25 protein-coding genes and 1 pseudogene are annotated in these 25426 nt (G+C 65.4%); 13 read left to right on the top strand and 13 right to left on the bottom strand.

Going from position 1 to position 25426, the window contains the following annotated elements; genetic code table 11:
• The 5 genes from AC3WLY_RS06980 to AC3WLY_RS06960 all read right to left on the bottom strand — a co-directional run.
• On the bottom strand, window positions 1–1470 hold a 1470-nt coding region (locus AC3WLY_RS06980), incomplete at its 3' end, for an ESPR domain-containing protein (RefSeq protein ID WP_492332657.1).
• A gap of 1105 nt (window positions 1471–2575) precedes the next feature.
• Window positions 2576–3478, bottom strand: coding sequence for a ferritin-like domain-containing protein (locus tag AC3WLY_RS06975; protein WP_310132101.1), 903 nt, complete (start codon window positions 3476–3478; stop codon window positions 2576–2578).
• Between the two features lie 95 nt (window positions 3479–3573).
• Window positions 3574–3792 carry a hypothetical protein gene (locus AC3WLY_RS06970; RefSeq protein WP_034180843.1) on the bottom strand — a complete coding sequence of 73 codons (219 nt, stop codon included), beginning with the start codon at window positions 3790–3792 and terminating at the stop codon, window positions 3574–3576.
• Window positions 3793–4055: 263 nt separating this feature from the next.
• A complete protein-coding gene (locus tag AC3WLY_RS06965; protein ID WP_072444516.1) occupies window positions 4056–4706 on the bottom strand; it encodes an NADPH-dependent FMN reductase in 651 nt (216 codons plus the stop codon).
• Between the two features lie 310 nt (window positions 4707–5016).
• Window positions 5017–5322 carry an NIPSNAP family protein gene (locus AC3WLY_RS06960; protein WP_175962144.1) on the bottom strand — a complete coding sequence of 102 codons (306 nt, stop codon included), beginning with the start codon at window positions 5320–5322 and terminating at the stop codon, window positions 5017–5019.
• Window positions 5323–5603: 281 nt separating this feature from the next.
• Here AC3WLY_RS06960 and AC3WLY_RS06955 point away from each other — a divergent pair, with 281 nt between their 5' ends.
• Window positions 5604–6392: a GNAT family N-acetyltransferase gene (locus AC3WLY_RS06955; RefSeq protein ID WP_492309952.1), complete on the top strand. Its 789-nt coding sequence runs from the start codon at window positions 5604–5606 to the stop codon at window positions 6390–6392.
• 343 nt (window positions 6393–6735) lie between these two features.
• On the opposite strand, the gene AC3WLY_RS06950 is transcribed toward AC3WLY_RS06955, so the two are convergent.
• On the bottom strand, window positions 6736–8091 hold the full coding sequence (locus AC3WLY_RS06950) for a DUF3999 domain-containing protein (RefSeq protein WP_492309951.1): 1356 nt from the start codon (window positions 8089–8091) through the stop codon (window positions 6736–6738).
• The gene (locus tag AC3WLY_RS06945; RefSeq protein WP_492332654.1) at window positions 8088–11078 is read right to left on the bottom strand and encodes a DUF2339 domain-containing protein; all 2991 of its coding nucleotides are present in this window, start codon (window positions 11076–11078) and stop codon (window positions 8088–8090) included. Before AC3WLY_RS06945 ends, AC3WLY_RS06950 begins: the two co-directional genes overlap by 4 nt.
• A 367-nt stretch (window positions 11079–11445) precedes the next feature.
• Between AC3WLY_RS06945 and AC3WLY_RS06940 the strand changes: the two are divergent.
• The 8 genes and pseudogenes from AC3WLY_RS06940 to AC3WLY_RS06905 form a co-directional block, all read left to right on the top strand.
• A pseudogene (locus AC3WLY_RS06940) lies at window positions 11446–12903 on the top strand (quaternary amine ABC transporter ATP-binding protein); the annotation flags it as partial.
• A complete protein-coding gene (gene choW / locus AC3WLY_RS06935; protein ID WP_175962148.1) occupies window positions 12896–13792 on the top strand; it encodes a choline ABC transporter permease subunit in 897 nt (298 codons plus the stop codon). The pseudogene AC3WLY_RS06940 and the gene choW, both read left to right, overlap by 8 nt.
• A gap of 109 nt (window positions 13793–13901) precedes the next feature.
• Window positions 13902–14900, top strand: a complete 999-nt coding sequence (locus AC3WLY_RS06930; RefSeq protein ID WP_034180835.1) for a GlxA family transcriptional regulator — start codon at window positions 13902–13904, stop codon at window positions 14898–14900.
• A gap of 98 nt (window positions 14901–14998) precedes the next feature.
• Entirely contained in the window at window positions 14999–15946 is a 948-nt protein-coding gene (locus tag AC3WLY_RS06925; protein WP_175962149.1) for a choline ABC transporter substrate-binding protein, read from the top strand.
• Between the two features lie 337 nt (window positions 15947–16283).
• The gene (locus AC3WLY_RS06920) at window positions 16284–16646 is read left to right on the top strand and encodes a hypothetical protein (RefSeq protein WP_175962150.1); all 363 of its coding nucleotides are present in this window, start codon (window positions 16284–16286) and stop codon (window positions 16644–16646) included.
• On the top strand, window positions 16643–17203 hold the full coding sequence (locus tag AC3WLY_RS06915; protein ID WP_175962151.1) for a PAAR domain-containing protein: 561 nt from the start codon (window positions 16643–16645) through the stop codon (window positions 17201–17203). Before AC3WLY_RS06920 ends, AC3WLY_RS06915 begins: the two co-directional genes overlap by 4 nt.
• Complete coding sequence (locus AC3WLY_RS06910) at window positions 17193–17852, top strand: M35 family metalloendopeptidase (RefSeq protein ID WP_175962152.1); 660 nt, start codon at window positions 17193–17195, stop codon at window positions 17850–17852. The genes AC3WLY_RS06915 and AC3WLY_RS06910 overlap by 11 nt, the downstream gene beginning before the upstream one ends.
• Window positions 17833–18264 (top strand): OmpA family protein, encoded by a 432-nt coding sequence (locus tag AC3WLY_RS06905; protein ID WP_175962153.1) that lies wholly within the window; start codon window positions 17833–17835, stop codon window positions 18262–18264. Before AC3WLY_RS06910 ends, AC3WLY_RS06905 begins: the two co-directional genes overlap by 20 nt.
• 69 nt (window positions 18265–18333) lie before the next feature.
• On the opposite strand, the gene AC3WLY_RS06900 is transcribed toward AC3WLY_RS06905, so the two are convergent.
• On the bottom strand, window positions 18334–18759 hold the full coding sequence (locus AC3WLY_RS06900) for a PACE efflux transporter (protein ID WP_492309869.1): 426 nt from the start codon (window positions 18757–18759) through the stop codon (window positions 18334–18336).
• Window positions 18760–18906: 147 nt separating this feature from the next.
• On the opposite strand from AC3WLY_RS06900, the gene AC3WLY_RS06895 reads away from it, so the two are divergent.
• Window positions 18907–19869 carry a LysR substrate-binding domain-containing protein gene (locus AC3WLY_RS06895; RefSeq protein WP_175962155.1) on the top strand — a complete coding sequence of 321 codons (963 nt, stop codon included), beginning with the start codon at window positions 18907–18909 and terminating at the stop codon, window positions 19867–19869.
• A 44-nt stretch (window positions 19870–19913) separates the two neighbouring features.
• Here the strand turns inward: AC3WLY_RS06895 and AC3WLY_RS06890 are convergent, their stop codons facing one another.
• From AC3WLY_RS06890 to AC3WLY_RS06880, 3 genes are all read right to left on the bottom strand, one after another.
• Window positions 19914–21062 carry a WD40/YVTN/BNR-like repeat-containing protein gene (locus AC3WLY_RS06890; RefSeq protein WP_310132132.1) on the bottom strand — a complete coding sequence of 383 codons (1149 nt, stop codon included), beginning with the start codon at window positions 21060–21062 and terminating at the stop codon, window positions 19914–19916.
• A gap of 82 nt (window positions 21063–21144) precedes the next feature.
• Window positions 21145–21414 (bottom strand): MoaD/ThiS family protein, encoded by a 270-nt coding sequence (locus AC3WLY_RS06885; protein ID WP_492309870.1) that lies wholly within the window; start codon window positions 21412–21414, stop codon window positions 21145–21147.
• A gap of 138 nt (window positions 21415–21552) precedes the next feature.
• The gene (locus AC3WLY_RS06880) at window positions 21553–21951 is read right to left on the bottom strand and encodes a nuclear transport factor 2 family protein (RefSeq protein WP_175962158.1); all 399 of its coding nucleotides are present in this window, start codon (window positions 21949–21951) and stop codon (window positions 21553–21555) included.
• A gap of 76 nt (window positions 21952–22027) precedes the next feature.
• Here AC3WLY_RS06880 and AC3WLY_RS06875 point away from each other — a divergent pair, with 76 nt between their 5' ends.
• The gene (locus tag AC3WLY_RS06875; protein WP_175962159.1) at window positions 22028–22969 is read left to right on the top strand and encodes a LysR substrate-binding domain-containing protein; all 942 of its coding nucleotides are present in this window, start codon (window positions 22028–22030) and stop codon (window positions 22967–22969) included.
• Window positions 22970–22987: 18 nt separating this feature from the next.
• Here AC3WLY_RS06875 and AC3WLY_RS06870 read toward each other — a convergent pair whose 3' ends face one another.
• A complete protein-coding gene (locus AC3WLY_RS06870) occupies window positions 22988–23677 on the bottom strand; it encodes an aspartyl/asparaginyl beta-hydroxylase domain-containing protein (RefSeq protein WP_492309871.1) in 690 nt (229 codons plus the stop codon).
• A 216-nt stretch (window positions 23678–23893) separates the two neighbouring features.
• Between AC3WLY_RS06870 and AC3WLY_RS06865 the strand changes: the two genes are divergently transcribed.
• Together AC3WLY_RS06865 and AC3WLY_RS06860 are read left to right on the top strand one after the other, a co-directional pair.
• The gene (locus tag AC3WLY_RS06865) at window positions 23894–24238 is read left to right on the top strand and encodes a DUF4148 domain-containing protein (RefSeq protein ID WP_492309872.1); all 345 of its coding nucleotides are present in this window, start codon (window positions 23894–23896) and stop codon (window positions 24236–24238) included.
• 71 nt (window positions 24239–24309) lie between these two features.
• Window positions 24310–24585, top strand: coding sequence for a DUF4148 domain-containing protein (locus tag AC3WLY_RS06860; RefSeq protein ID WP_492309909.1), 276 nt, complete (start codon window positions 24310–24312; stop codon window positions 24583–24585).
• 266 nt (window positions 24586–24851) lie between these two features.
• On the opposite strand, the gene AC3WLY_RS06855 is transcribed toward AC3WLY_RS06860, so the two are convergent.
• Window positions 24852–25379 (bottom strand): cytochrome b, encoded by a 528-nt coding sequence (locus tag AC3WLY_RS06855; protein WP_492309873.1) that lies wholly within the window; start codon window positions 25377–25379, stop codon window positions 24852–24854.
• Window positions 25380–25426: the final 47 nt, after the last annotated feature.

Below are 25426 nucleotides of genomic sequence, written 5' to 3'. Positions count from 1 at the left end.
GCTGTTGGCCGAGCTGAGGCCGGTGGACAGCGAATTGATGCCGGTCGACGTCGAGGTCGACAGCGAACCGATCGAGCTGTTAGCCGACGAGAGGCCGGTCGAGGTCGAAGTGGACAGCGAAGTCACCGAGCTGTTGGCCGAGCTGAGGCCGGTGGACAGCGAATTGATGCCGGTCGACGTCGAGGTCGACAGCGAACCGATCGAGCTATTAGCCGACGACAGGCCAGTCGACGTGGAAGTCGACAGCGAAGTGATCGAGCTGCTAGCCGAAGACAGGCCGGTCGAGGTCGACGTGGAGAGCGACGTGATGGAGCTGTTGGCCGACGAGAGGCCGGTCGACGTGGAGGTCGACAACGAGGTGATCGAACTATTAGCCGACGACAGGCCGGTCGACGCCGAAGTCGACAGCGACGAGATGCCGGTCGAAGTCGAAGTCGACAACGAAGTGATCGAGCTGTTAGCCGACGACAAACCCGTCGACGTTGAGGTCGACAGACTGGTGATATTCGACGTCGTCGTGCTCGCGACTGCGTAGAGCTGGCTACCGTTGATCGCGTCGGTGCTGTTTGCACTGACGAGGCCTGCTGCGACGTTCTGGATACGACGCTCTGCGTTCACCGCACCGACGCTGACCACGCCGCCTGCCGAATTCGCGCCTGCATACGTGCCAAAGGTCTGACTACCGATCGTCGTGTTGCTGACCGCGCCCGTGCCGCCGGTCGTGGTGCCTGCGGCGGAGGTCGTGATCGAGTTGCTGCCAAGTGCAACCGAGTTTGCAACGGTCGCGCTCGAATTGACGCCGATTGCGATCCCCGACGTGGCGGCCGAAGTAACTGCCGACTGCCCGCCGATCGCGATGCTGTCCGAAGCGGCCGACTGTGCGCCCTTCGTTGCATTGCTGCCGATTGCGATCGAGCCCGCGCCGGATGCAATGGTCGAGTTCGCCTGCGACAGCGGCGTCGTGCCGTTGCCGCCCGCACCGCCGATTGCGACGGAGTTCAGCGCGTTCGCCGTCGAGCCGAAGCCGAGTGCGGTCGCGCCGGCACCGCTGGCGGTGGTTTCGAGGCCGGCTGCGACGCCCCACAGGCCGGCTGACGACAGCATGCCGGTGGCGACGGCGCCGTTACCGGTCGCTTGCGCGAATGAACCGTAAACCGTGACGCCGGTCCAGCCGTTGCCGTTGGAGTTACAGCCGGCCACGACCGAATACGTACCGGAGCCGTCCCCTGCCTGGTTCGCCGTGCCGCCCGGGTTGACGCGACCGACTACGCCGTTGCTTCCCGTAAAGCAGGTCTGCTGTGTGTTGAGCGTATTGGCCTCGGCGAGCCCCGGCAGGCCGATCGCCAGTGCTGCGACTGCGGCGACCACGACGGCCGACTTGTTCGGCTTGCCCCGGGCCGAATCGTGTTCCGATGCCGCGACCCAGGTGCCAAGCGCTTCGTTCCAGATCGAGCGGTATGTGCGGTTCATGTCCTGCTACCTCCAAATGTGCACGCCACACACCGGTCTCTTTTGTTAGAGGAATACTCCGTGCGCTAGCGCGAATCTCAAAATTGATGGGGCGGAGTTTATTGGAGGTGCATTTACGAGATTGACAAACAGTGCTAAATGAAGCGGTTTTAAAGTTAAAGAATGGTTAATGCGTCGTGTTTTGATATATTTGTCGTGTATGCAAATGAAAGATTTCGGAATGAGTGTTGTATGGTTGGGTTTTTTCGGCCTGCGCACGTAATTTTTCATATAAATCAACTGGTTATGGTTGATGTGTGCGATGGATGACACAAGCGGATGGTCAATAAGTAAGACAAATGCAATGGCAAACGTTTGCGCGAGCTACCATTCTTTCATTTTTGTAATGAATGGTTGTGTGTCGAATGATAATATATGCACCTTATTTTTAACTTGTTAATTTTTATTGTTATTGGTATTTTATTGCTGTTGTTGCTGATTATATTTAAATATATTTAATCTGAAGTGCCGGATATCTGGCTGTGCTGATTTGCGCATCTCGTCCGTCGTGGCTGCCCGTGTGGCGGGCGTTCCGGGCAGGCTGGCTCGTCGAATGTGTAAAAAATTGCTACAAAGCGACAGATAGTGTTCCTGGCATTCAACTATCGGATTTGTCCTATTGACGATATCGGTGATGTCGGTATGAGCGCGAAATGGGGAGGCGTGCCAGATAGTCGGGGAGACGGCTCCGCAGCGGCGCCCCACGCGGCGTCGACAGGTTGTTGAAGACCGCCGGTCAGCGCCGGGGATGACGCACCTGAAATGTCAGAATCGGCTGCGGCAATTTGCTCCCACGCCGGGGCGCGCCAAAGCGTCGGAGGAAAAATAGGGTGGGATGAGATGTATCGGGCGCGCCACATTCGGTCCGCGGAGGTGAGCCGAAGCCGTCGTTCACCGCATGCAACGAACTGGCTTCGGGCAGCAGGGGCGTCGATTCGTGCGGAGTGCGACGCGAGCGTTCCGGATCGAATCGGCCGCGATGGCGACGGTCAACCCGCGCTGCGCGGACGCACGGCACCTCGCACGAAGGGGGCCCCCCGCATGACCTGCGGCCGCGCCCTCGACCTTACTTCTTGAGAAACCGCAGCGCGAACCGCGCCATCCGCGGCACGAACATCGGGCGCAGCAGGCGCTTGTCGTAACCGGCCATCCGCCGGTCGTTCTCGACCAGACACAGCTCGATCAGCTCGCGCGGGTTCAGCGCATCGCCGATGTCGGCGGTGCTCGTTGCCGGGAAGTTTGCATCGTGCGCGACGCCGTCGGCGTCGATGCCGCGTGCGATGCCGATGCGTTCCCATATCAGGAACGCCCAGACGGCCGCGACGCGGGCGAAGAACCGCGGCCGGCGCCACCACGGCAAATTGCGCCAGTACCATGCGAACCAGTTCACGAAAAACAGGATGTGCCGCCCTTCCTCCTGGATCACCGGCTCGAAGGTTTCGACGAGCTCGGGCGGGAAATAACCGGAGCGCTGCGCGGAGCGGAACAGGCCGAACGCGAAGAAGCTGTCGATGCATTCGCTGAAGCCGGTGACCATCCACGACCACTCGGGGTCCTTCGGCGCCGGGTAGGCCGGCTCGGGCTCGAGCCGGATGCCGTAGGCCTCGACGAGCTTCGACAATACGACCTTGTGACGCGCTTCCTCGCCGCCGTCCATCTCGAGCGCGCGGCGCAGCAGCGGATCGCCGACCGTCGCTGCGTAGGTCGCCACGCGAATCGACGCGCGGCCTTCGGTTTGCACCGCGATGTCCCAGATCGGCAGCGACGTGAGCCGCCTGAGCTCGTCGGGCTTGAGCGCCGGCCAGTCGATCACGGCCGGCTTGTACGGGTTGTGTGTGTCGAGCAGCATGCGACAGAACATCTGCTTGTGCGCATCGGAACCGATCCTGACCGGACCATGACTCTCGAAGGTCCAGTTGCGCATCGCGTGATCTGCGGCTGCGTGCTCTTCCTGCAGCGTGTCAGTCATGGCTGTTGTTATGCGATTACGGGTCGAAAGATTCTTGCATAGCTTCCGTAAACGCGTATTTTCGTGCGGCCATGCGCACGCCGGCCAGGCGTGCGTCACGCGTGCGTGTCGACCCAGAGGCGGCCCCAGCGAGACGCATAGGCGAGCGCGTGTTCTTCTTCGAAGAAGAAATCGATCGCGTCGAACGAAACGGAGCGCGGCGACGGCCCGCCGCCCGCTCGCTCGATCGTCAGGTTGGCGGCGAACAGCCCGTTCGGCAACCGGGCGGCGGCGGGGGCGACTTCATAGCCCTTGTAGCGGATCGTACGGTTCATGGCGTGCGCGGAGAAAGTTCGGACTTTCAGCGTACGAAAACCCGCCGGCCGCGTGAACCAATCTTTCGGCCAATGCAAATCACGCGGCGGGCCGAATCGATATCGAGAGGGCATGCCGGGAAAGGGGATTCGACGCGAAGCGTCGGTGTGGTTTGTGCGTGGCGCGGTGCCGGCGCGCGCAGCACATCGCCGCGCGTCCGAAGACGCGCCGCCCGCGTCCGGCGGACCTTGTCGGTCGGGCGCGGGCGGCGGAGTGAGGGGGATTACTGGTTGGCGACCTTCAGCACGGGTGCGAGCGCGTCGACCGATGCCGCGTGTGTGGTCGCGCGATGCGACGCGAATGCGAGCGCGAACTCGGCGGCTTGCGCGCCGACCGTCTCGAGCTGCGCGACGACCTTCGGATCCGAGCAGCTGTCGGCGCTTTCGAAACGCGTTTCGAGCGTGTTCACGGTCGCGCCGAACGGCGTCGGCCAGCCGCGCAGCGCATGGACGATCGAACGCAGCGACGTCAGCACGGTGCCGGCTGCCTGCCAGCCGTACGCGGTGACGATCAGGCCGACCGCGCGGCCGTCGAGATAGGGGCGATCGTCCGCGCGCAGTTCCTCGAGCGTGTCGAGTGCGTTCTTCACGAGGCCGGAGACGCCGCCATGATAGCCGGGCGTCGCGATGATGATCGCGTCGGCTTGGCGCACGGCGTCGATCAGTTCGCGCTGCGCGTCGGTCAGCGTTTTGTGTTCGGGTGCGTAGTGCGGCAGCGTATGCAGGAACGGGCCGTCGAACAGGCGCGTGCGCGCGCCGGCGGCCTGCGCGCCGCGCAGCGCGAACGACAGCGCGCGTTCGGTCGACGACGCTGCTCGGGTGGTACCGCCGATGCCGACGACGAACGGGCGGCGGTGTTGATCGAATGCAGTCAAGGGGCGCTCCTCGGGGATGGCTTGCCCGGCTAAGCACAGGCTTAAAACCAGATGGTAACGACCCCATCGCCACTCTGAAAACGACTTTTCGTTCTATCGATATGTCGCGCGGCGGGGGCAATCGTGTGCGCGGCCGCGCAGATCGATAGCAGAAATGCTTGGTTGGGACGGTGCGCCGCGGTCGATAAGATGGGCCCGTCTCCTCCATGATGTCTCTACTGACATGGGTTGGCCCCGCCGCGCGGATGCAGGCGGGGCTTTTTTTCGTCCCGGTCAGGAAAAGGGTCGCGATGCCGGCGGCCGTTGCCGGTTACTCGAATACCGGCCGGAAGAAGCTGCGTTCGTAGCTGACGATGCAGCGCGTTTCCTCCGCGTAGCGGAACGCGGCCTGGCATGCCGGATCGTCCTTCGAGCGTTCGCGGTAGCGCTCGTACTCGGCGAGGCTCGGGAACGAGAACATCGCGAGCGCGATGTCGCTCGCGCCTTCGGACGGCAGGAAGTAGCCGTGATGCGTGCCGCCGAACTTTTCGACGAGCGGAATCCACATCTTGCCGTAGGTTTCGAACTGGTCGAGCTTGTACGGATCGATGACGTAGCGGAGGAAGCAGGTGACCATGTGCGCTCGCGGTGCGGTGACGGAACAGCGAGTCTGGATCGCGTCGCCGCAGGTGTCAACGGAGCGCGTGCGGGGCGTCGACGCCGTCGCGGGATTTGTTGCTTGCGCGCACAACGATCGGCGCATTCTCATGCGTTCGCAACGACGCCGGCAGAGCGGTGGCACGTATCTTCGTTGCCGTTTTTCCTGCAAGTATTTCCCCGAACTTTTACGACATTTTTTCTTGCGACGGCGGTCGGCGCGCTCATAGACTTCGGGCATCCCAACCACGGAGCACTGCGATGTCGATACCCTGGAACGCGATTGCCGAACGTCTCCCTGCCGCGCCGCCTTCCGTGTGCGCCGACCGGGTGGTCGTACGGCGTTTCGATCCGGCCGTCGACAGCTATGCGCAACTCACGCCGATGCTGCATCGCGCGTTCGCGCGGCTCGGCGCGATGGGGCTCAACTGCACGTGCGTCGATCAGGACGAAGACGTCACGCGCCGCCGCGCGGAAGCGGGCGAGTGCTACGTCGCCGTGTGCGGCGGGCGCGTCATCGGCACGGCCACGCTGTATGGGACCGATCCGTCTTCGGCTTGCTCGCTGTACCGACGGGAAGGCGTCGCGAGCGTGCGCCAGGTGGCCGTGGATCCCGATTGCCAGAGTCGCGGGATCGGCGCATTGCTGCTGTCGTTCGCCGAGCAGTGGGCCGCGTTGCGCGGCTATACGTTGCTCGCGCTGGATACGCCGCATCCCGCGTCGCATCTGCTGGCGTTCTACGGCGCGCAAGGTTTCGAGGTCGTCGACGTGATGCGCTTCGCCGGCAAGCGCTACGACAGCGCGATCCTCTGCAAGCGGCCCGTCGTGCACGTCGTGCGCCGCGTGCCGCCGGCGTCGCGGCTGGCCGCGCGCGTGGCGGCCGCGCGGCGTCTGGCGCATGCGTTGCCGGCGCGCGTTGTGACAGCGGCGCGGCGCGACCTGCGCGTGCGCCGTGGCGCGGGATGGGCGGCGCGACGCGCGGCCGGCGCCGCGAGCTGCCGTTCGTCGCCTTGGCGGCCGCGCCAGCATGGACGCTACACGTTCGGCTGAGCGCCGCGCACGGGCTCTTTTCCCCGGTTTTGCCGCGCAAACGTCGCGTGAGCGGAGTGTGGCGCTTCCGCTCGTGTACGGCCCATGAGACCCCCCCCGCCGCGTCGCGGCGAAACCGATGTTTACGCGCTGTTTATGCTTTGCCGCGATCTTCACGCGAACCTTCATAAGATGGTTCAAGTGGAAACGGATGCTGCGCGATCGTGCGCGCGATGGTGTCGGCCAGCGAAGAGCGAAGCCGAACGCCGTCACGACGGTTCGTCGCAGTGATGCGTTGCGGCCGTCGAAAGAAACAGGTGTGCCGGATAAACGCTGCATAAAGACACGCGGCGGGCGCGTCGCGTCACTCGTCGCGGTTGCGCGACTCGCCGCCTTTCGCGAGACGCCAGGCAATCGTGCCGAGCACGCCGACCGCGACGACCAGCGCGCCCCACAGCACGTAGCGGCGCTTCGCGTCCGTATCGGCAGCCGCCGCCGGCGCGACCGCCGATATCGGCAGCGCCGTGCCGACGCGCGCGGGCCGGACTTCGGGCGCCATGCCGACCAGCAGCGCATCGCGGCTGACGGCCGACGACACGAGCGCCGCATCGCCGACGCCGAGCGTAAACGGTGGCGTGCCGCGCGCGACGAAGGTCAGCGCGGCCGGATGCCAGCCGATCGCGATGGCCGGCTGGCCGGCGCCGAATCCGCCGTTGCGCATGTCGACGACGATCCGCCACGCGCGATCCGTGTTCGCCGCGAACTCGAGCGGCGGATTGCGCTGCTCGCCGGCCTTGCCCTGCAGCCGGAACAGCACGCCGCCCGCGACGTCGCGCCACGGCGCCTGCGCGTCGGCGCGGCTTTGCAGCGTCGCGCGTGCGACGGTGTTCGGCTGCGGCAGGTCGATGCGCACGCGGTCGACCGGATACGCGCCGTCGGTGTCGAACAGATACTCGCCGGGTGCGCTGCCGGATCGTACGTGCGCGGCGTCGCGCCATTGGCGCGGCACGGACGCGGTGTCCGTCCCGCGCGCGTCGCGCGGATGCGTTTCGACGTCGATCGACGCGATCGCGGGCGCGCCGTCGAGCCAGTCCAGCCGCAGGTAGCGCGGCGCCGCACCTTCGAGTGCGATGCGTTCCTGCACCAGCATGTCGTCGCCGCGGCCGACCTTCAGCAACTGCGTGCTGCCGAGCGAGCGCCAGTTGCGCAGATCGTCGCTGGCATCGACGGCGACACGCCCCTGGTAGCTGTCGTCGCCCACGTGCACGAGCAGCGCGTCGATGTCGCCGTTCGCACGCGACAGGTCGACGAGATCCGCGCCGCGCTTTGCCGGTGCCGGCGTGGCGACGGCCGCGCGCAGCGAGCCGTCCGGGCCGACCGTCACGCCGAGCGGCGCGTTGCCGTTATCGGCGCGCACCGGCGGCAGCGGGAACCAGTGCACCGGCGTGCGCGACGGCGGCACGGCGGGCGCGGCCGCCGCGGGTGCGTCGAGCGAATACGGAACCGGCTCGCCCGCGCCGTTGAAGATGCGCACGTCGCCGAGATCGTCGCGCCGGCTGGCCGCATACACGGGCTGCGGCACGGTGAGCTGGTAATACGCGGCGCTGCCGTCGAGGTCGAGCGAGAAGCGCTGCGCGACGCGCCCGCCGCCCGGCGTGCCGTCGGCGGCCGCGAACGACGCGAGCAGGCTCAGTCCGAGCAGGGCCGCGAGTCGTTTCATTGCGGGTCGTCCCGTTGGGCCGCGGCCTTCGGCGGCAGCGGCGAGAAATAGCCGATCAACAGCAGCAGCACGCCGATGCCGATGAACGACACGATGCGCTCGATGCCGGTCACGTGCGACAGGTCGAACAGGAACAGCTTGACGACCGTGAGCGCGAGCAGCGCGGCGCCGACGAACCACAGCGGGCGCAGCCCGCGGCGCGTGGCCCAGATCGTTGTCGCGAGCGCGCAGACCGTCCAGTACACGGACACCGACGCCTGCACGAGCGTCGATTCGGCCATCGCACCGAACTCGTACGGCACGCCGGCCCAGTGATGCAGCGTGCGCAGCATCAGCGCGTTGAACCACAGGAATACGGTTGCGATCGCAACATAGTCGACCACGCGCGGATGCCACGCGATGCCGAGCGTCTTCAGGCGGCGCTGCCACGCGGCGAACGCGACGAAGACCAGGAACTGCGCGGTGTCGAGCGGATTGAGCAGCGGCAGCCAGAAGAGCGGCGATGCGTCGCCGTCGCTTGTCGCGCTGGCAATGCTCCATAGCCACAGCAGCGCGGCGAGCGGCGCCGCGCCCCATACCTGGTAAGCGCGCGGGAACGCCGCGACGGGCCAGCGCAGGCGCGAGCCGGGGCCCGATACGAGCAGGAGCAGCGCACCGAAACCGTAGGCCCAGGCGCTCCAGCTCCACGCGCCTTCCGGCACGAATGCGCGCAGGCGCCAGAAGCCTTCGAGCGACAGCAGCCCGCACAGGGTCCAGAACATCAGCGTATGCAGCGGCGCGATCACGCCTGCGGCGGTGGCTTGGCCGATGCCGGGTGCCGCACCCTGCGCGGCATCGGCGCTTGCCGGTCCGCGCGACTGGCGCCACAGCAGCGCAAGACCCGCGCCGACGGCGACGGGCCACGCGAACGCGCCGAGGCCCGACAGCGGCGCTTCGTACGCATCGAACGCGCGCAACGCGAGCAGCGCCAGCACCGGCGTCAGCGCGAGCGCGGGCCATTCGGCGAGCGGCCATGCCAGCCGGCGGCGCGCGACGTGCGCGAGCCACGCGGTGCCGGCCGCGAACAGCGCGGTTGCGTCGACGACGAAGCGGTCGGCATGCAGGTCGACGTGACGGCTCGCATAGACGAGGATCTCGTGCAGCCCGCCGCTCACCCACCACAGCAGCCCCCACGCCGCGGCCGCGGCGCCGATCTCGGGCATCCACGCGTGCCACGCGCGCGCTTCGCCGCGCCCGTGCAGCCACCAGCCGGTGAACAGGCCGGCGAGCGCGATCAGCAGCATCGCGATATACGGGCCGTTGAGCACCGGCAGCGCGGTTGCGTCGGCCGGCCCGAGCAGGCTCGTGAAGAATGCGCCGGCCGCGGCGACCTGCATCAGCAGGCCGAAGCCGAACGGCAGCAGGCGCTTCTGGCGCACCGCGAGCCACACGACGGCCGCGCCCTCGATCGCCCAGGCGGCGCTCGTCGTCGGGCCCGAGAACGCGAGCGGCACGGCCAGCGTCGCGAAGATCACCGCGAGCGCGAGCATTGCCTCGAACAGTAGCGCGAGGCGGTCGCGGCGTCGCGCGAGCCATGCGGCGACCGCGACGTAGAACGCCGACAGCGCGACGGCGCTCCACGCGAGCCCGAACGGCATGCCCTTCACGAGCGACGCCTGCAGCGCGGTCGCGACGATCGGCGTGCCGAACACGAGCGTGCCGTCCACGTAGTGCCGCAGCGCGAGTTCGCGTTTCACCGCATACAGCAGCGCGATGCCGACATACATCAGGAAGAACAGGATCAGGAACGGCTCGGTGCTCGCGAACAGCGCGGGGCGGTAGGCCGTCACGCCCCACGCCGAACCGATCGTGAACGTGAACACGAAGCCGAGCAGGTTCAGCGGGCGCCATGCCTTGAACCACGCGATCGCGAAGATGCCCGCGTTCAGCAGCGCGTAGTAGCTGAACAGCGCGACATGGTTGCCCTGGCCGGTCGACAGCAGCACCGGCGCGAGAAAGCCGCCCGCGCTGCCCATGAACGCGAGCGGCAGCGCGTTCTGCCTGACCGCGAGGAACGCGCTCAGCGCGCAGACCGCAACCATCAGCGGAAACGCGGCGCCGACGGGCAGCAGCGCATAAAGCTTGGTCGCGGCGAAGATCGTCAGGTACAGGAAGCCGATGCCGCCGCCTTGCAGCACGAGGCCGTACGCGGCGCGGCGCCCGCGCACGCGCCAGCCGATCGCGAGCAGCGCGGCCGCGGCGAGCGCGGTGCCCGCGAGGCGGAATTCGATCGGCAGCATGTTGTTGTCGGCCGCGTACTTGAGCAGGAACGCGACGCCGAAGAACAGCACGACGATCCCGACGCGCACGACCGTATTGCCGCCGAGCAGCCAGTCGCGCGCGGCGCTGAATGCACGTTCGGCGATGCCGGGTTCGCGCGGTGCGGGCGGGGTGGGGCGGACGGGTGTTGCGGGTGCGTTCGCCGTTGCGTGGGCGGCGGCGGGAACGGGGGCGGGCGCTGCGGTTGCCGGTGCCGCGGCCGGCGTCGGCACCGATGTCGATGCCGGTGCGCCCGCGCGCGCGGCGGCTGCGATTGCGGGTTGCACAGGCGGTGGCGTTGCCGAAGCAGCGGGTGAGGGCGGAACGGACGAGGCACCGGCCGCGCCGGACAAAGGCGTTTGTGCGGCACTGCCGGCGGCGGCCGCATCGGCCTTCGCGCCGGCGAGCTGGCCACGCAGCGAATCGAGTTCGCGCGTGAGCGTTTCGACGGTCGCTTCGAGGCGCGCGACACGATCGACGAGCGGCGCGGGCGTGGGTGGCGGCGTCGCGGGCATCGCGAACGCGTCGGGCGCGGCGGCGCCGTTCCTGGGTTTGCGTTGCCGCAGCGCGTGACCGATGCAGAATCCGACGACGGCGCCGAGCAGCGAGCCGTTCGCGGCCGAGAAATCCCCGATCAATGCGGCGATGCCGCCTATGATGAAGCCGATTACGGCGAATGCCCAGTTCAACGCCTTACTCCCTCTCTCGTATCGTTATCGTCCTTCGCTCGCGGTTCGCACCGGATCGAGGCGGGTTCAGCACGGCCGGCAGGCGAACCGGCATGCGCGTGCCGTTGGCGGATCGCCGTGCGCAAGGCGCGCGGCAACAGCGCGATCGGCGTGTTTGCCGGCAATGTATCACAGCGGGCATGCGGGATTTTCTGGGTTGCGGACAGGCCCCGATGCGTGCCTGATCTCCGTTAATGACGATCGCGCGGCACGGTTTTTTCTGTACGGTCATGCTTTTTGCTGGGGGCGACAGGCACGGCGAGACGACCGCCGCGATGCATTGATCTGACGACAGTCGCGACGCCGGCTGATCGGACGTGAAATTGTCGCAAAACGACGCGCGCCCGATGCGGATTGGCGCGAAAAAACATGCGATGCGCGCCGCGCTGCTGCGCACAAGTCCCGCGTGCGATGCCCGTCGTTGTTGGGTGTGCGCGTATTGCGCTGCCGCAATCGGGGGGCGCCGCGTGCAGCGGCCCGCCTGGCGGGGCTGGAGGCCGTGTCGTATTTGCGCAAGCGTTTGTCGTAATTCGTCGGCAGGCCGGGGTTTTTTCTAGCAACTATGTAGGCACGCTATGACTCGCGTGAGTCCCCGCTACACGAGGAGAAGGTTTCGATGGATGCCCCCAAGGTCGTAGTCGAAGGTCTGTGCAAGGTGTTTGGAAACAACCCGAAGCAGGCGCTCGACATGCTCGCCGCCGGCGCGACGAAGGACGAAGTGCTCAAGCGCACCGGTCAGGTCGTCGGCGTACACAACGTCTCCTTCGATGTGCAGGAAGGCGAAATTTTCGTGCTGATGGGCCTGTCCGGCTCCGGCAAATCCACGCTGATCCGCCTCGTGAACCGACTGGTCGATCCGAGCGCCGGCAAGGTGCTGATCGACGGGCTCGACGTCGCGTCGGCACGCCGCTCGGCGCTCACCGCACTGCGCCGCAAGGACATGAGCATGGTGTTCCAGTCGTTCGCGCTGATGCCGCAACGCACCGTGGTGTCGAACGCCGCGTTCGGCCTCGAGGTCGCGGGCGTCGGCAAGAAGGAACGCGAGCGCCGTGCGATGGAAGTGCTCGAGCAGGTCGGCCTCGCGCCGTTCTCGCACAAGCTGCCGTCCGAGCTGTCGGGCGGGATGCAGCAGCGTGTCGGCCTCGCACGCGCGCTGGCCGTGAACCCGTCGCTGATGATCATGGACGAGGCGTTCTCCGCGCTCGATCCGCTCAAGCGCAGGGAAATGCAGGACGTGCTGCTGCAGCTCCAGAAGGAGCAGCGCCGCACGATCATGTTCGTGTCGCACGATCTCGAGGAAGCGCTGCGCATCGGCAGCCGCATCGCGATCATGGAAGGCGGCAGGCTCGTGCAGGTCGGCACGCCGCAGGACATCATCGCGAACCCGGCCGACGACTACGTGCGCGCGTTCTTCGACGGCATCGACACGAGCCGCTACCTGACCGCCGGCGACCTGATGCAGACGGGTGTCGTGCCGACCATGTCGAAGTGCGATGCCGCGAACGTCGCGGCGGCGCTGAACGGCCACGACGAATACGCGTTCGTGCTCGACGCCCAACGCAAGATCCGCGGCTTCGTCACGCGCGACGCGATCGGCGATGCGTCGCCGTCCGTCCGTCCGATCGAAAGCATTCGCCGCGACGCGACGCTCGATCACGTTGTCGCCCGCGTGGTGGCGAGCCCGAACGCACTGCCCGTCGTCGACGACGACGGCTGCTACTGCGGCTCGGTCGACCGCGCACTCATCCTGAAAGCCATCACGCGTTCGCGAGGTTCCCATGTCTGAAATGATTCCGCTCGGTACCTGGGTCGACCAGTCCGTTCACTACCTGCTCGACCATGACGCCAAGACATTCGACGCGATCGGCCAGGCGATCGAGGGCCTCGCGGCGCTCGTCGAACACGGCCTGCAAGCGATCCCGATGTGGCTGATGATGGCGATCTTCATCGGCGTCGGGCTATGGCGGGTGGGCTGGCGTTTCGCGCTGTTCACGACCGCGTCGCTGCTGCTGATCTTCGCGACGGGCTTCTGGGACCAGACGATCATCACGCTCGGCCTCACGCTGTCGTCGACGATCATCAGCCTCGTGCTCGGCATCCCGCTCGGCATCTGGGCCGCGAAGAGCAAGTGGGTCGCCGCGATCGTGCGTCCGATTCTCGACCTGATGCAGACGATGCCCGCATTCGTCTACCTGATTCCGGCCGCGATGCTGTTCGGTCTCGGCCGCGTGCCGGGGATCCTGTCGACGGTGATCTTCGCGATGCCGCCTGCCGTGCGCCTGACGAGCCTCGGCATCCGCCACGTGAACCGCGAGATCGTCGAAGCCGGCCAGGCATTCGGCTGCACGCCGTGGCAACTGCTGTACAAGGTGCAGTTCCCGAATGCGCTGCCGTCGATCATGCAGGGCGTGAACCAGACGATCATGATGGCGCTGTCGATGGTGATCATCGCGTCGATGGTCGGCGCGGGCGGTCTCGGCAACGACGTGCTCGCGAGTATCCAGCGCCTCGACATCGGCCTCGGTTTCGAAAGCGGTCTGTCGGTCGTGCTGCTCGCGATCATTCTCGACCGCATCACCGAAAGCTTCGGCCGTGCACCCGGCGCCGTGAAATCGCCGCTGTTCTCGGGCCTCAAGCAGCTTTTTCGCGCGAAGGTCGCACCCGCGCAAGCCTGACTGACCGGCGGCCGACCCGTCTTCCGGCCGCCTTCCCTGATTCGATAACCGCTTCCGCGGCGTTTGCCGCGGGGCTGGCCGCTTGTAACCTGTTCGCCAGGAGTCCGATGTGACGTCCGCCGCCGCTGTCGCGCCCGCCGCCTGCGTTTCACCGGTTTCGTCCCTCGCCCATTTCGGCTTCCTGACGCTGCCGAACTTCTCGATGATCGCGTTTTCGAGCGCGGTCGAAGTACTTCGGATGGCGAACTACGTCGGGCGCGCCGATCATTACAAGTGGTCGATCTACTCGCTCGACGGTTTCCCCGCGCATGCCAGCAACGGCATTGCGGTACGGCCCACGCAGGCGCTCGACTACACGAACCTGCCCGACGTGATGATCGTGTGCGGCGGCATCCGCATCCGCGACGTGGTCGACGAGGGCGCGCGCGATACGCTCGCGGCGCTCGCCGAACGCGGGCTGCCGCTCGGCGGCATCTGCACGGGCGCGTATGCGCTGATGTCGAGCGGGCTGCTCGACGGCTATCGCTGCACCGTGCACTGGGAGAACCTGTCCGCGCTGCATTCCGAGTTTCCGCAGGTCGGCTTCGCCGACGAGCTGTTCGTCGTCGACCGCGACCGGCTGACCTGCACGGGCGGCACCGCGCCGCTCGACCTGATGCTGAACCTCGTCGGCATGCGGTTCGGCCAGCAGCTTGCCGCGCAGGTGTCGGAGCAGTTCATCCTGGAGCGCATCCGCAGCTCGACCGACACGCAGCCGATTCCCGTCGATGCGCGCGTCGGCTTCTCGCGTGCGGAGCTGATCGAGGTCGTGCGGTTGATGGAGGCGAACATCGAGGAGCCGCTGTCGCTCGAGGAGCTCGCGCGGCTCGTGCGATTGTCGCAGCGGCACCTGCAGCGCATGTTCAAGGTGTACCTGAACGTGTCGCCGACCCACTATTACCTGACGCTGCGCCTGAAACGCGCACGCGACCTGCTGCGCACGACCGACGCGTCGATCGCGCGCGTGACGACGGTCTGCGGTTTTCATTCGCCGTGTCATTTCAGCAAGGCGTACCGCGCGCAGTTCGGCCATGCGCCGAGCTACGAGCGCAGGTTGCCGGGGCGCTGACGGTTTGTACGATCCGCGACGCCGCCGGGATCGCGGTGCGCGGCTTCAATAAACGATCCCGCATTCATGCAAACGACATCACTTTGAGGAGAAGAAAGATGAAGCGCCTATTGATCGCAGCGGTGTGCGGGATCGGGATAACCGCGCCGATGTCGGCCGTTTATGCAGCCGATCCGCCCGTGTGCAAGAACGTGCGCTTCGCGGACGTCGGCTGGTCCGACATCGCGGCGACCACGGGCCTCGCATCGACGATGCTGCAGGGGCTCGGCTACAGCCCGACGAAGACGATCGCATCGGTGCCGATCACGTTTGCCGGGATCAAGAGCAAGCAGATCGACGTGTTCCTCGGCTACTGGTCGCCGACGATGGACCCGATCATCCAGCCGTTCACGAAGGCCGGCACGATCAAGGTGCTCTCGACGCCGAACCTGACCGGCGCGAAATACACGCTCGCGGTGCCCGACTATGTGTACCAGGGCGGCCTGAAGTCGTTCGCGGACATCCAGAAGTACGCGGACAAGCTGAACGGCAAGATCTACGGGATCGAGCCGGGCAATGACGGCAACCTGCTGATCAAGAAGATGATCGACGGCAACCAGTTCGGCCTCGGCAAGTTCAAGATGGTCGAGTCGAGCGAGGCGGGGATGCTGGTCGAGGTGAACCGCGCGATTCGCGACAAGCAGTGGATCGTGTTCCTCGGCTGGGAACCGCATCCGATGAACGTGCAGATGAAGATCGACTACCTGAGCGGCGGCGACGACGTATTCGGCCCGAACTACGGCGAGGCGAAGGTGCTGACGGCAACGCCGCCCGACTACGCGCAGCGCTGCCCGAACGTCGCGAAGTTCGTGTCGAACCTGCAGTTCTCGACGACGATCGAGAACCACGTGATGGTGCCGATCATGAACAAGGTCGAACCGAACAAGGCGGCGGCCGAGTGGCTGAAGGCGAACCCGCAGGCGCTCGACAAGTGGCTCGCGGGCGTGACGACGCTCGACGGGAAGCCGGGGCTGCCGGCGGTGAAGGCTTATCTCGGCGTGCATTGAGCGGAGTTTTCAGGCCTTTGCCACTTTTGTTTGAGGTTTGACGGTGGTCGTACGCCCCCGAACGACAGGGTAGATACCCGGTGTTCGGGGGCGATCTTCAGGCTTGTCCGGCGAGTGTCAGCGCATTTCCCGCAGTTGGCCGAATACTGGATTATCGTCATAGCTGACTGCCTGAGATCGACTCGAGCGGTGTCCCGGGCGATCGATAAAAAATTGAGATAAAGAAATATAATAAAAATTAGTTATACGAATTTCGAATTCGTATGATTGAAAGTCCCTTTCGGATCGCGCATTTTGGTGTGTGTCATTCGCACCAATCTCACGAAGGGGAGTCAGGATGCCGCACCAGAAAAAATCACCCAACCATTTGTTTGCCACCAGCGGCTGGTTTACCGAGCGGGGCGGGTGGAACGCCCGGACCAGCAGCGGGCCGACGATTGTCGGGCCAGCGGTCGCTTGCGCGAGCAACGTCGTTGCTTACGAGGATGGCGGTGAGGCTGCTATTGCGGACGCAGCCTGGATCGTCGGTGACTTTAACCTGGCCGATTACGGCGATTTCAAACGGCTCGTGTCTGTCGGCAGCGAACTCGATAACGGTGATGTCATCACCGGCATCCCGGAGCGAGAAAGGCTGGCGTCGGGTAGCTGGCTCAGGGTGGTGAAGCAACCGGGCGCTGTGCGTCGAGGCGAGGTCGCATGATCCGCTACTTTCTCGCACAAGGGGATCGCGGTGGCAGCGCGACGATCATCGAAGGGCTGCCGAATGTCACTTGTTCCAATCCGCCGCCGCGAGTGCATATCGCGACGCTCTATATGAAGACCTATTGCGCCGCTTGCGAGCAGGAAGGGTATGTCGCGCCGGAAGGTCCACGTTTGCCTGGCTCAGCGCCCAATGGTCAGCCGTGGGCGCTGAGCGGCGATATCAATGTTTGCGGGTGCAATCCATCGCCGGTCTTTTATGCCGAGCGGGGGATGCGCATGATCGTCAGCGATCAGCCGGCTGGAGCCCCGGTGGGGCTGGGCCGAAATCATGCTCATTCGACTTCGGCAACCAACGACGAACATGACGAACAGTATGTTTTGTGCGATGAGAAAAGTGGTCGGCCGCTTGCGCGTGTCCGATACCGCATACACACAACATCAGGTCGAATCTTCAGTGGTGTCACGGATTTCGAAGGGAACACTCAGCGTGTAACGACACGTCGCGCCGAAAAACTCAGGCTTGAGGTGGTGGAGAACAATAACGATGCCTTGTAACGAATATGTTTGCGTCCACGATTCGGCAGTGACGAACACTACGCAGGGTTCGAAGCTGAAAGTTCTACTGACGCTCAACGGACCACCCATCTGCCCGACCATGAGCGACGCAGAGTTTAGAAATCTGGTGATGCAACTTCGCGATGAAGGAGCGGACCTTGTGGAGGAGCGACTCAAAAGACTGGCAGAGTGGTCGCAGAACGAACGTACGCGAGTCTGGACGTGGTTCGGCGCGAATGACGACGGGATTCGTCTCAGCCTTATCACCGGACTGACTGCTACTCTAGCAGTCATGCGATCACTAGGCCCTGCGAATTTTATGAGGGCTCATCCTGATCTGGATCGATCTCTTGGATGCTTGCCTACCAACAAGAGTGTCGGGACTGTCGCGCACGTCTGTGGTCCCGACACGGCAACGCATACGATAAGCATCCACGAGGAATTCTGTACGATTCGTGATCGAAGTCGGGCGGCCACCTCGAAGTTGTCGACGATCATCCACGAGTGCACTCATTTCAAGGATACGTTTGGAGCGGGCGATCCAAAATATGGCATCACGCGATTTCTCCCGAAGTGGGGGCAAGATAACCCGAAGATGGCAATTAAAAATGCGGACAGTATTGCGGCATATGTTGTATGGCTTGATTAAAGGTGTGATTTTTCTGTGGGTGTCCACAAATTCGTATGCTTGTGATGGATCCGAGAATTTGCCGGGGCAGAATTATGACCTTATGTTTGAGAATAATTCTGTATCGGTGAGCGCGGAGCAAGCGGAGAAGCTGAGAGGCTGGGTATCGGATATGTTGTCAAGATTTCCGCTTCGTGAAGGCGTAGCCGTGAGCGGCGTAGCGGAGTCCACGGAAACCGATCCTGAAGAATTGTCTGCCAGGCGTGCCGAGGCCACTCATCGTCTGTTACGGCATTTCGGGTTAGAACAGGAGCGCTATGCTATTCATAGTTATGTCTATAAGCGTATGAGTATTCAAGACAGTGAAAATGCGAAGCGGGCTGAGATAACGTTGCTTCCTGGCTGCCCCGGAAATTGTTGTGCCGATATGTAAGGCGCCTCGTGAAGTGAGGCGACGTCAGGGCATATTCCCGCCGCCGTCTTGCAATGATAGACGTCCGATTCACGACCCCTTCGTCGCCGCCGGCACGTCGAACACGCGATCGAACGCCCACTGGAACATGAACGCGTAGCAGAAGAAGAACGCGAACAGCCCGATATCGACGACGAACGCGTCGAACCACGAGATGTCGAGCCACCACGACACGACGGGCACGAGCATGAAGATCAGCCCGCCTTCGAATCCGGTGGCGTGCAGGATCCGCCGTCCGAGCGTGCGCGTCGGCTGCCGGCGCGACGCTTCCCAGCGCTCGAACAGCGCGTTGAAGATCATGTTCCACAGCAGCGCGATCGCCGACATCGTCGCCGACAGCGCGCCCGAATAGACGAGATCCTGCTTGAAGATCGCCGCGATCGCGGGCGAGATGCAGGAGATGGCGATCGTTTCGTAGAGCACCGCCTGCGTGATCCTGCGCGGTAGGCCTTGCACGTTGTTTCCCCGGTTCGACGGCAACCGCCGCGGCACCGTGCCGCGACGTCCCGCAAGGCTATTCGCGTTGCGCGCCTGCTTCAATTCACCTAATCTCACCCCGATTGAATCGAATTCAACCCGGCCGCATCCGGCCCGCGAGGCCCCGTGTTCTCGAAAATTCCCCTGACCGCATTGCGTGTATTCGAGTCGTCGGCGCGGCTCGGCACGTTCAAGGCCGCCGCGGACGAGCTGTCCGTGACGCCGGCCGCCGTGTCGCACCAGATCAAGTCGCTCGAAAGCCGGCTCGGCGTGCTGCTGTTCGAGCGCGGCGCGAGCGGCGTGCGGCTCACGGCGGAGGGCGAGCGGCTGTTTCGCGCGAGTCACGATGCATTGCTTGCGCTGAGCCGCGGGCTCGACGCGGTACGGCCCGAAGCGGCCGACGAGCGCACGCTCGTGCTGACCACCACGCCCGCATTTGCCGCGATGTGGCTGATTCCGCGCCTCGGCCGGTTCCGCCGCGTCGATCCACAATTGAACATCAAGGTCGAAACCGGCAACGCGCTCGCCGATCTCGAACGCGACGCGCGGATCGATCTCGCGATTCGCGCGACGTCGCGCACGTTCCCGGCGCTGCACGAGATCGCGCTGATCGACGAGTATTTCGGCGCGTATGCGGCTGCCGGATTCGATGCGCATCGTTCGGACGAGCGTCTCGATTTGATCGAGACCGTATGGGATACGCCGCTGCCGGTGTCGATCGACTGGGCGTCGTGGTGTCGCGCGGCCGGTCGCGACGCGTGGCTCGAACGCGCGGTGTTCCGGCATTACGACGACGAGCAGTACGCGTTGCAGGCCGTGTTGCACGGGCAGGGCGTCGCGTTGTTGAGTTCGGTGCTGGTGGCCGAGCACGTCGAGCGTGGTGCGTTGATGCCGATCGAGCCGTCGGTGCGGCTCGACGGTGCACGCTTCGTCGCGCTGTGTCGCCCCGGGCGGGAACGCGAGCCGCAGGTCAGGCGGTTCCTCGACTGGCTCGAAGCGGAAATCGCGCACACGCGTGCGGCGGTGGCGCGGATGGCGCCGGGCGACCGCCGCGCCGACGAGCCTATCGACGCGCGATCCGGCGAGTGACCGGGAACCCGGACGTGTCGGGCTCCGGTTGCCGCCTTACGCCGTCACCCGAACCTGACGCAATATACCGGCGGCAAATGTGCCGACACCATCTGCCAGTTTTCACCGCCGTCGCCGGACGTCCATAACCCGCCGGTCGTCGACGCCATCGCGAGGCGCGTGCCGGAATCGTCCACCGCGAGCCCGTGCCGGTACACGAGGTCGTACGCGGGCGCGGCCGGCAAGCCGTTCGACAGACTCTCGAAACTGCGGCCGCCGTCGCGCGTGCGCGTGACGACGAACCGGCCGTTCACCGGAATCCGGCAGGCATCCTTCACGGCCGGCACGAACCACGCCGTGTCCGGTTCGTCCGGATGCACGGCGACCGCGAAGCCGAAGCTCGAAGGCTGCGCCTCGATGCGCCGCCAGTGCTCGGCGCCGTCGGTCGAGCGGAAGATCGCGCAGTGATGCTGCGTCCACAGCACGTCCGGGTCGGCCGCGCACTGCACGACGCGGTGCGGATCCTGCACGTTGGGCTCGCCGCGCCGTTCGGGCGGCATGTAGTCGGCTTCCATGCCGTCGGCGGTCACGCGCCAGGTCGCGCCGCCGTCGGCGGTCTGCCAGACGCCGCCGCACGAGATGCCGACCGTCACGTGCCGGCTGTCGCGCGGATCGACCATCACCGAATGGATGCCCGGCGCGTCGTACCCGCCGCCGCCCCACTCTGCGCGTTCAGGGCGATCCCACAGTGGGCGGTTGAGCACCCACGAGTCGCCGTAATCGTCTGAGCGGAACAGCCCGCCGGGTATCGTGCCGGCCCACAGTACGCCCGGCTCGTCGATGCCGCCGGCTTCGAGCGACCAGATCTGCTGAAGCGTCCAGGGCGGCTGCGGCGGGATGGGGGGCTCGTCGTCAGCGTCGCCCGTGCCTGCACGTGCGACGGCGCTGGCGGGCGGTTCGTCGGCAGGCTGCGGCGGATAAACGGGGACTGCGCATTCTTCCCAGTCGGTGGCGCCCGCTCGCCTGCGATGCAGCTTCACGCCGAAATGGCCGAGGTTGAGCGCGGCGTACAGCGTTCCGTCGCGCGGGTCGGCGAGTGCCATGCTGACCGGCTCGCCGACGAAATGCGGTTCGCCGAGCGTCCAGCCGCCGTTCTTGTCGGAATGAAGAACGAACAGGCCCTTGCGGGTGGCGACAAGCAATCGGTCATTCATGTCGAGTGTCTCCTGTCGATCCGTGTCGGCGCTTCAGCGCTTGTCCCGGGTTCCATACATCGTTCGCTGGCGGGTACGACCCTCAGCCGCCCGACAACGCCTGCACGACATATACGCGGCTCGCGTCGCCGAGCGCATCCGACAGATGTTCGCGGTCGCGTATCGGCCGGCCGTCGATAAACACGGCGAGATGCTTTCGCAGCGCGCCCTGGTCGTCGACGATGTAGCCGCGCAGTCGCGGCTGCTCGCTGAACACGGCTTCGAACGCTTCGCCGACCGAACGCGCATCGACGTCGCGCTCGGGCGTTTCGATATGCCGCTGAATCGACGCGGCGAAGAAGAGATGAGCCATGGCGGGTAACCGGAAGGGAGCCGTGCGGGGCGTGGGCGGCATCGTCGGTTCTGTAGTGTAGGCGATCCGTTTCGTGGTTTGCGGCATTGCGGTGCAGCAGACGGCGGTGCGTATCGGTACGTGTCGGCACGTCTGCGCTTACGCGTACTTGTCGCCGACCGTGCTGCGGATCGGATGCGTATCGTAGACGATGATCATGCGCTCGATGCGCGCGTCGTCGTCGAATTCGAACACGTCGACGCACTCGAATTGCACCGCGGAGCCGTCCTTCAGCGCCCAGTCGTAGACGAAATAGCCGGTGGCCCGACGTGCGCCGGTCGCGCTGACGCAGATGTCGATCGGCGTGATGCGGCTCTGTCCGGATGCCGCCGCGACCTTGTCGAAGAAGGGCCGCGGTGCCATCCAGCCGAGAAACGGCGAGAATATCCGCGCATCGGGCGTGAACAGCGCACAGATCGCGGCGACGTCGCCGCGTTCGAGCGTTTTCAGGTAGGTATCGACCTGCCGCGTGTATAGTGCGTTGGACGACGAGACCATGGTATTTCTCCGCTGATTGTCGAGAGCCATCCGCGACCGCGAGTGCGATCGGCTCAACCACGATAGCGATGCAGCGATGACCGAACAAACGAAAAATCCGCAACCCGGGTATGCAGCCCGCGCATATCCGCTGGCGGACCTCACGCGTGCGCTGCCGCCGCTGACCGCGTTCCAGGCCTTTGTCGCCGCCGCCGAACTCGGCAGCTTCAACCGGGCAGCCGAGCATTTGTGCCGGACCCAGGGCGCCGTGAGCCGGCAGGTGCAGCAACTGGAAGCGCACTACCGATGTGCGTTGTTCGTGCGCCGTCCGTCGGGGTTGACGCTGACCACGGAGGGCGGCGCGTTGCTCACGGTAGCCGTCGACGTACTCACGCAGCTCGCGCGGCACGCGCACGCCCATGCGCACGGCAGCTCGACCCTCACGGTGCGGTTGCCTTCCACGTTCGCGATCCGCTGGCTGTTGCCGCGGCTTTCGGCGCTCAATCATGCGTTGCCGCGGACCGAGCTGCGTATTCACACGTCGGCGGACGACATGCCCGATTTCGCCGACGCCGATTTCGATGCAATCGTCGTGCGCGGCACCGGAAGCTGGGCGGGAATGGTGGCGATTCCGCTGTTCGACGAGTGCCTCACGCCGATGTGCACGCGCGAGACCGGTGCATCGCTGAAGTCGATCGCCGATCTCGCGCATGTGACGCTGCTGCATCCCGCGCGCAATCGCGACGAATGGCGATGCTGGCTGGATGCCGTCGGCGCGACGCGGATCGACCCGGGCACCGGCCTCGTATTCGATACGCTCGAGCTGACATTGACGGCGGCTGCCCAGGCGCACGGCGTCGCGATCGGCGATCCGCGCATGGCGGCCGATCGGCTGGAAGCCGGAACGCTGGTTGCACCGTTTCCCGATGTGGTGCGCAACGGTCTCGGCTATTACCTCGTCTATCCGGTGCAGCGCGCCGCGCAACCCGCGATTCAAGCGCTCGCAGAGGTTCTGACGCGTCTCGCGCGCGAGGAGTGATTGCGATCGAACGGTTCGCTAAACCGGAATCGACCGCCCCCGCACCCGGATCCCGAGCCGCACGACGCCAATCACCGCATTCGACAGCCACGTGAGCAAGCGCGGCATCCCGCGCCGGCGGATATCGAGCAGCAGCACGATCCGCACTTCATCGCTGTCGTTCCACGCCTCGTGCACGAACGTGTCGTCCCACAGCAGGAAGCGGCCTTCGTCGAGCCGGTATTCGCGGCCATCCACTTTCAGCACGGCGGCCGGCGTGCCGTCCGTGCGCTTCGGCATCGACAGCACGAGATAGCCGCGCAGGATGCCGCGAAACGGCCCGCGATGCGGCGGGATGTGCTTGCCCGGCGCGAGAAACGACAACGATGCGGACAGCACGTCCGGCGACGCCGCGACGATCGACGCGACGGTCGGGCAGCGCGACAGGTTGCGCGGGAACGGCTGGCCGTACGCCTGCATGATGAACATTCGCCAGTCGCGCGCATCGTTGGCCGAGATGTCGTACTGCTCGCGCATGATCTCGTGGAAGCGCGGGATACGCGGCATGTCGCGCGCCACGGCGAGCGCTTCCGCACGAATCGCAGGCCATGCGTGCACGAAACGCTCGGCATCCGGGAACGCGGCCGTATCGAGCACCGCGTCGCCGTCGATATGGCGGTCGTACAGCTTGCGGAGCAGGCCGGCTGCATAGTCGTAAGCGACGGACATGGTCGATCGATGGGCGAGCCGTATCAGGTGTCGTCAGTCTGCACGAAGCGCGACGGGCGCTGCGTTACGTCAGATTACGCCGTCTGACGAAAGAATGACAGTTCGATGACCGGTCGCCGCAAGCGGCGCGAGCCACAACGCGCGGGAATAAACGAACCCCCTCCGTCGTCATACGGGTGTAGCACATCGTCTCGTTGACTTCAGAAGGAGTAAACCATGAACAAGCATTGGCTGGTGGCCGCCACGGTGGTGGCGATGTCTGTCGCGGGTGTCGCGACGCAAGCGTCGGCACAGGCGCTCACGCGCGCGCAGGTCAGGCAGGAACTGATCGACGCCGAAAACAACGGGCTGCGCTTCGTGACCGATACGTCGTATCCGGACGTGGGCCCGCTCTTCCAGCGGCAGGTCGAACAGATGCCGCAGCGTCAGTCCAGCACGGCGGTCGGCAGCGATCCGGCCGTTTCATCGGAAGCCGGCAAACCGGCGGCGATGTCGCCGCGCCAGCGCCCGGCCGCGTGCGTCGGCCCCGCGAGCTTCTGCGCGATCTATTTCGGAAGCTGACAAACCGGCCTGCATCCGCAGTTTCGGCATTCACAACGGTTGATCGATACGGAACATTGAAGGAGTCGATGATGAAGACATATATCGTAGTACTGACAATGATCGGAATGATCGTCGGTCAGTCGGCATTCGCGCAATCGGCTGCACCGTTGACGCGTGCGCAGGTTCGCGACGAGCTGATGCGTCTGGAAGCGGCCGGGTATGACCCGGCGAAGGGAGATGACGGCGAGTATCCGGCGGACATCCAGGCCGCGGAAGCGAAGCTCGCCGAGCAGGATCGGGCCCGGCAGGCGGCCGCCGCCATGCATGCGCCGGCCCCCGGTATGCCTGCTCAAACCAGCAACTAGGTGTCGATATGTACGTGTGTGGTTTCTGGCCGCCGTGTTCGCGGTACGGAAATCCGCGCGCCCGTCGCGCCGCTCGACCTGGCCGAAGGGCGCCGGCTGCCATGCCGCTCATCGCACGCCGCTTCGCGCGGCGTCGCGATCATCTCGCCAACCGATCCCGATGGGTGGGCAGGTTTATCGCACGATGAACAGGAATGCAGATGATATAGAAAACCGGAACAATCCGGTTCATGCCGGCGATGATGCACTGAAACAGGGGGAGGCTATCACCACGGCATCATGCGCTGCACGACCTGATCGCGCAGCACGAAGCGGTGTGCCAGTGCGGCGGCCACGTGCAGGCAAATGCCGGCAAACAGTACCCATGCGAGGATGCCATGCACGTCGCCCATCGCGTGACCGAATCCGGAGCCGACCGCCGACAGCGCCGGCAACGGGACGACACCGACCAGCGTCACGGCCCAGGCGCGCGACGATGCGTTGATCCAGCCGAGCAGCGGCACCGCGATCAGCAGCGCGTAGATCGCGAAATGCGTCACGCCGGACAGCGCGCGCATCGCGGGCGGCAGGTCGCTTGCGGGCGGGCGATGCGTCGCGCGCCACAGCACGCGGCAAGCCATCGCCGCGAGCAACGCGGTACCCACGATCAGGTGCGCGGCGATCAGGCCGATCGGTTGCGTATCGCGATGCACGTCGGGCATCGTCCAGCCGATCGCGTACTGCGCGACGACCAGCGCCACGATCAGCCAGTGAAGAAAGCGTGCAACTGCGTCATAGCGGGCGGGTGTGCGCATGAAAACTCCTGACGAATGGCGGGAATCGTATATATGTCGGCGAATTC

The organism is Burkholderia sp. FW306-1C-G01B (assembly GCF_058781685.1).
Note: the sequence above shows the minus strand (reverse complement) of the source record. Positions and strands in the feature narration are given on the sequence as shown.

Bases quoted from the DNA above. Each gene is read 5' to 3' on its own strand.
- AC3WLY_RS06960 (WP_175962144.1), bottom strand. From the start codon at position 5,322: ATGGTCACCTGCTTCCTCCGCTACGTCATCGATCCGTACAAGCTCGAC.
- AC3WLY_RS06920 (WP_175962150.1), top strand. From the start codon at position 16,284: ATGCCGCACCAGAAAAAATCACCCAACCATTTGTTTGCCACCAGCGGC.
- AC3WLY_RS06925 (WP_175962149.1), top strand. From the start codon at position 14,999: ATGAAGCGCCTATTGATCGCAGCGGTGTGCGGGATCGGGATAACCGCG.
- AC3WLY_RS06950 (WP_492309951.1), bottom strand. From the start codon at position 8,091: ATGAAACGACTCGCGGCCCTGCTCGGACTGAGCCTGCTCGCGTCGTTC.
- AC3WLY_RS06855 (WP_492309873.1), bottom strand. From the start codon at position 25,379: ATGCGCACACCCGCCCGCTATGACGCAGTTGCACGCTTTCTTCACTGG.
- AC3WLY_RS06970 (WP_034180843.1), bottom strand. From the start codon at position 3,792: ATGAACCGTACGATCCGCTACAAGGGCTATGAAGTCGCCCCCGCCGCC.
- AC3WLY_RS06910 (WP_175962152.1), top strand. From the start codon at position 17,193: ATGCCTTGTAACGAATATGTTTGCGTCCACGATTCGGCAGTGACGAAC.
- choW (WP_175962148.1), top strand. From the start codon at position 12,896: ATGTCTGAAATGATTCCGCTCGGTACCTGGGTCGACCAGTCCGTTCAC.
- AC3WLY_RS06870 (WP_492309871.1), bottom strand. From the start codon at position 23,677: ATGTCCGTCGCTTACGACTATGCAGCCGGCCTGCTCCGCAAGCTGTAC.
- AC3WLY_RS06860 (WP_492309909.1), top strand. From the start codon at position 24,310: ATGAAGACATATATCGTAGTACTGACAATGATCGGAATGATCGTCGGT.
- AC3WLY_RS06875 (WP_175962159.1), top strand. From the start codon at position 22,028: ATGACCGAACAAACGAAAAATCCGCAACCCGGGTATGCAGCCCGCGCA.
- AC3WLY_RS06905 (WP_175962153.1), top strand. From the start codon at position 17,833: ATGTTGTATGGCTTGATTAAAGGTGTGATTTTTCTGTGGGTGTCCACA.
- AC3WLY_RS06885 (WP_492309870.1), bottom strand. From the start codon at position 21,414: ATGGCTCATCTCTTCTTCGCCGCGTCGATTCAGCGGCATATCGAAACG.
- AC3WLY_RS06865 (WP_492309872.1), top strand. From the start codon at position 23,894: ATGAACAAGCATTGGCTGGTGGCCGCCACGGTGGTGGCGATGTCTGTC.
- AC3WLY_RS06915 (WP_175962151.1), top strand. From the start codon at position 16,643: ATGATCCGCTACTTTCTCGCACAAGGGGATCGCGGTGGCAGCGCGACG.
- AC3WLY_RS06890 (WP_310132132.1), bottom strand. From the start codon at position 21,062: ATGAATGACCGATTGCTTGTCGCCACCCGCAAGGGCCTGTTCGTTCTT.
- AC3WLY_RS06880 (WP_175962158.1), bottom strand. From the start codon at position 21,951: ATGGTCTCGTCGTCCAACGCACTATACACGCGGCAGGTCGATACCTAC.
- AC3WLY_RS06955 (WP_492309952.1), top strand. From the start codon at position 5,604: ATGTCGATACCCTGGAACGCGATTGCCGAACGTCTCCCTGCCGCGCCG.
- AC3WLY_RS06975 (WP_310132101.1), bottom strand. From the start codon at position 3,478: ATGACTGACACGCTGCAGGAAGAGCACGCAGCCGCAGATCACGCGATG.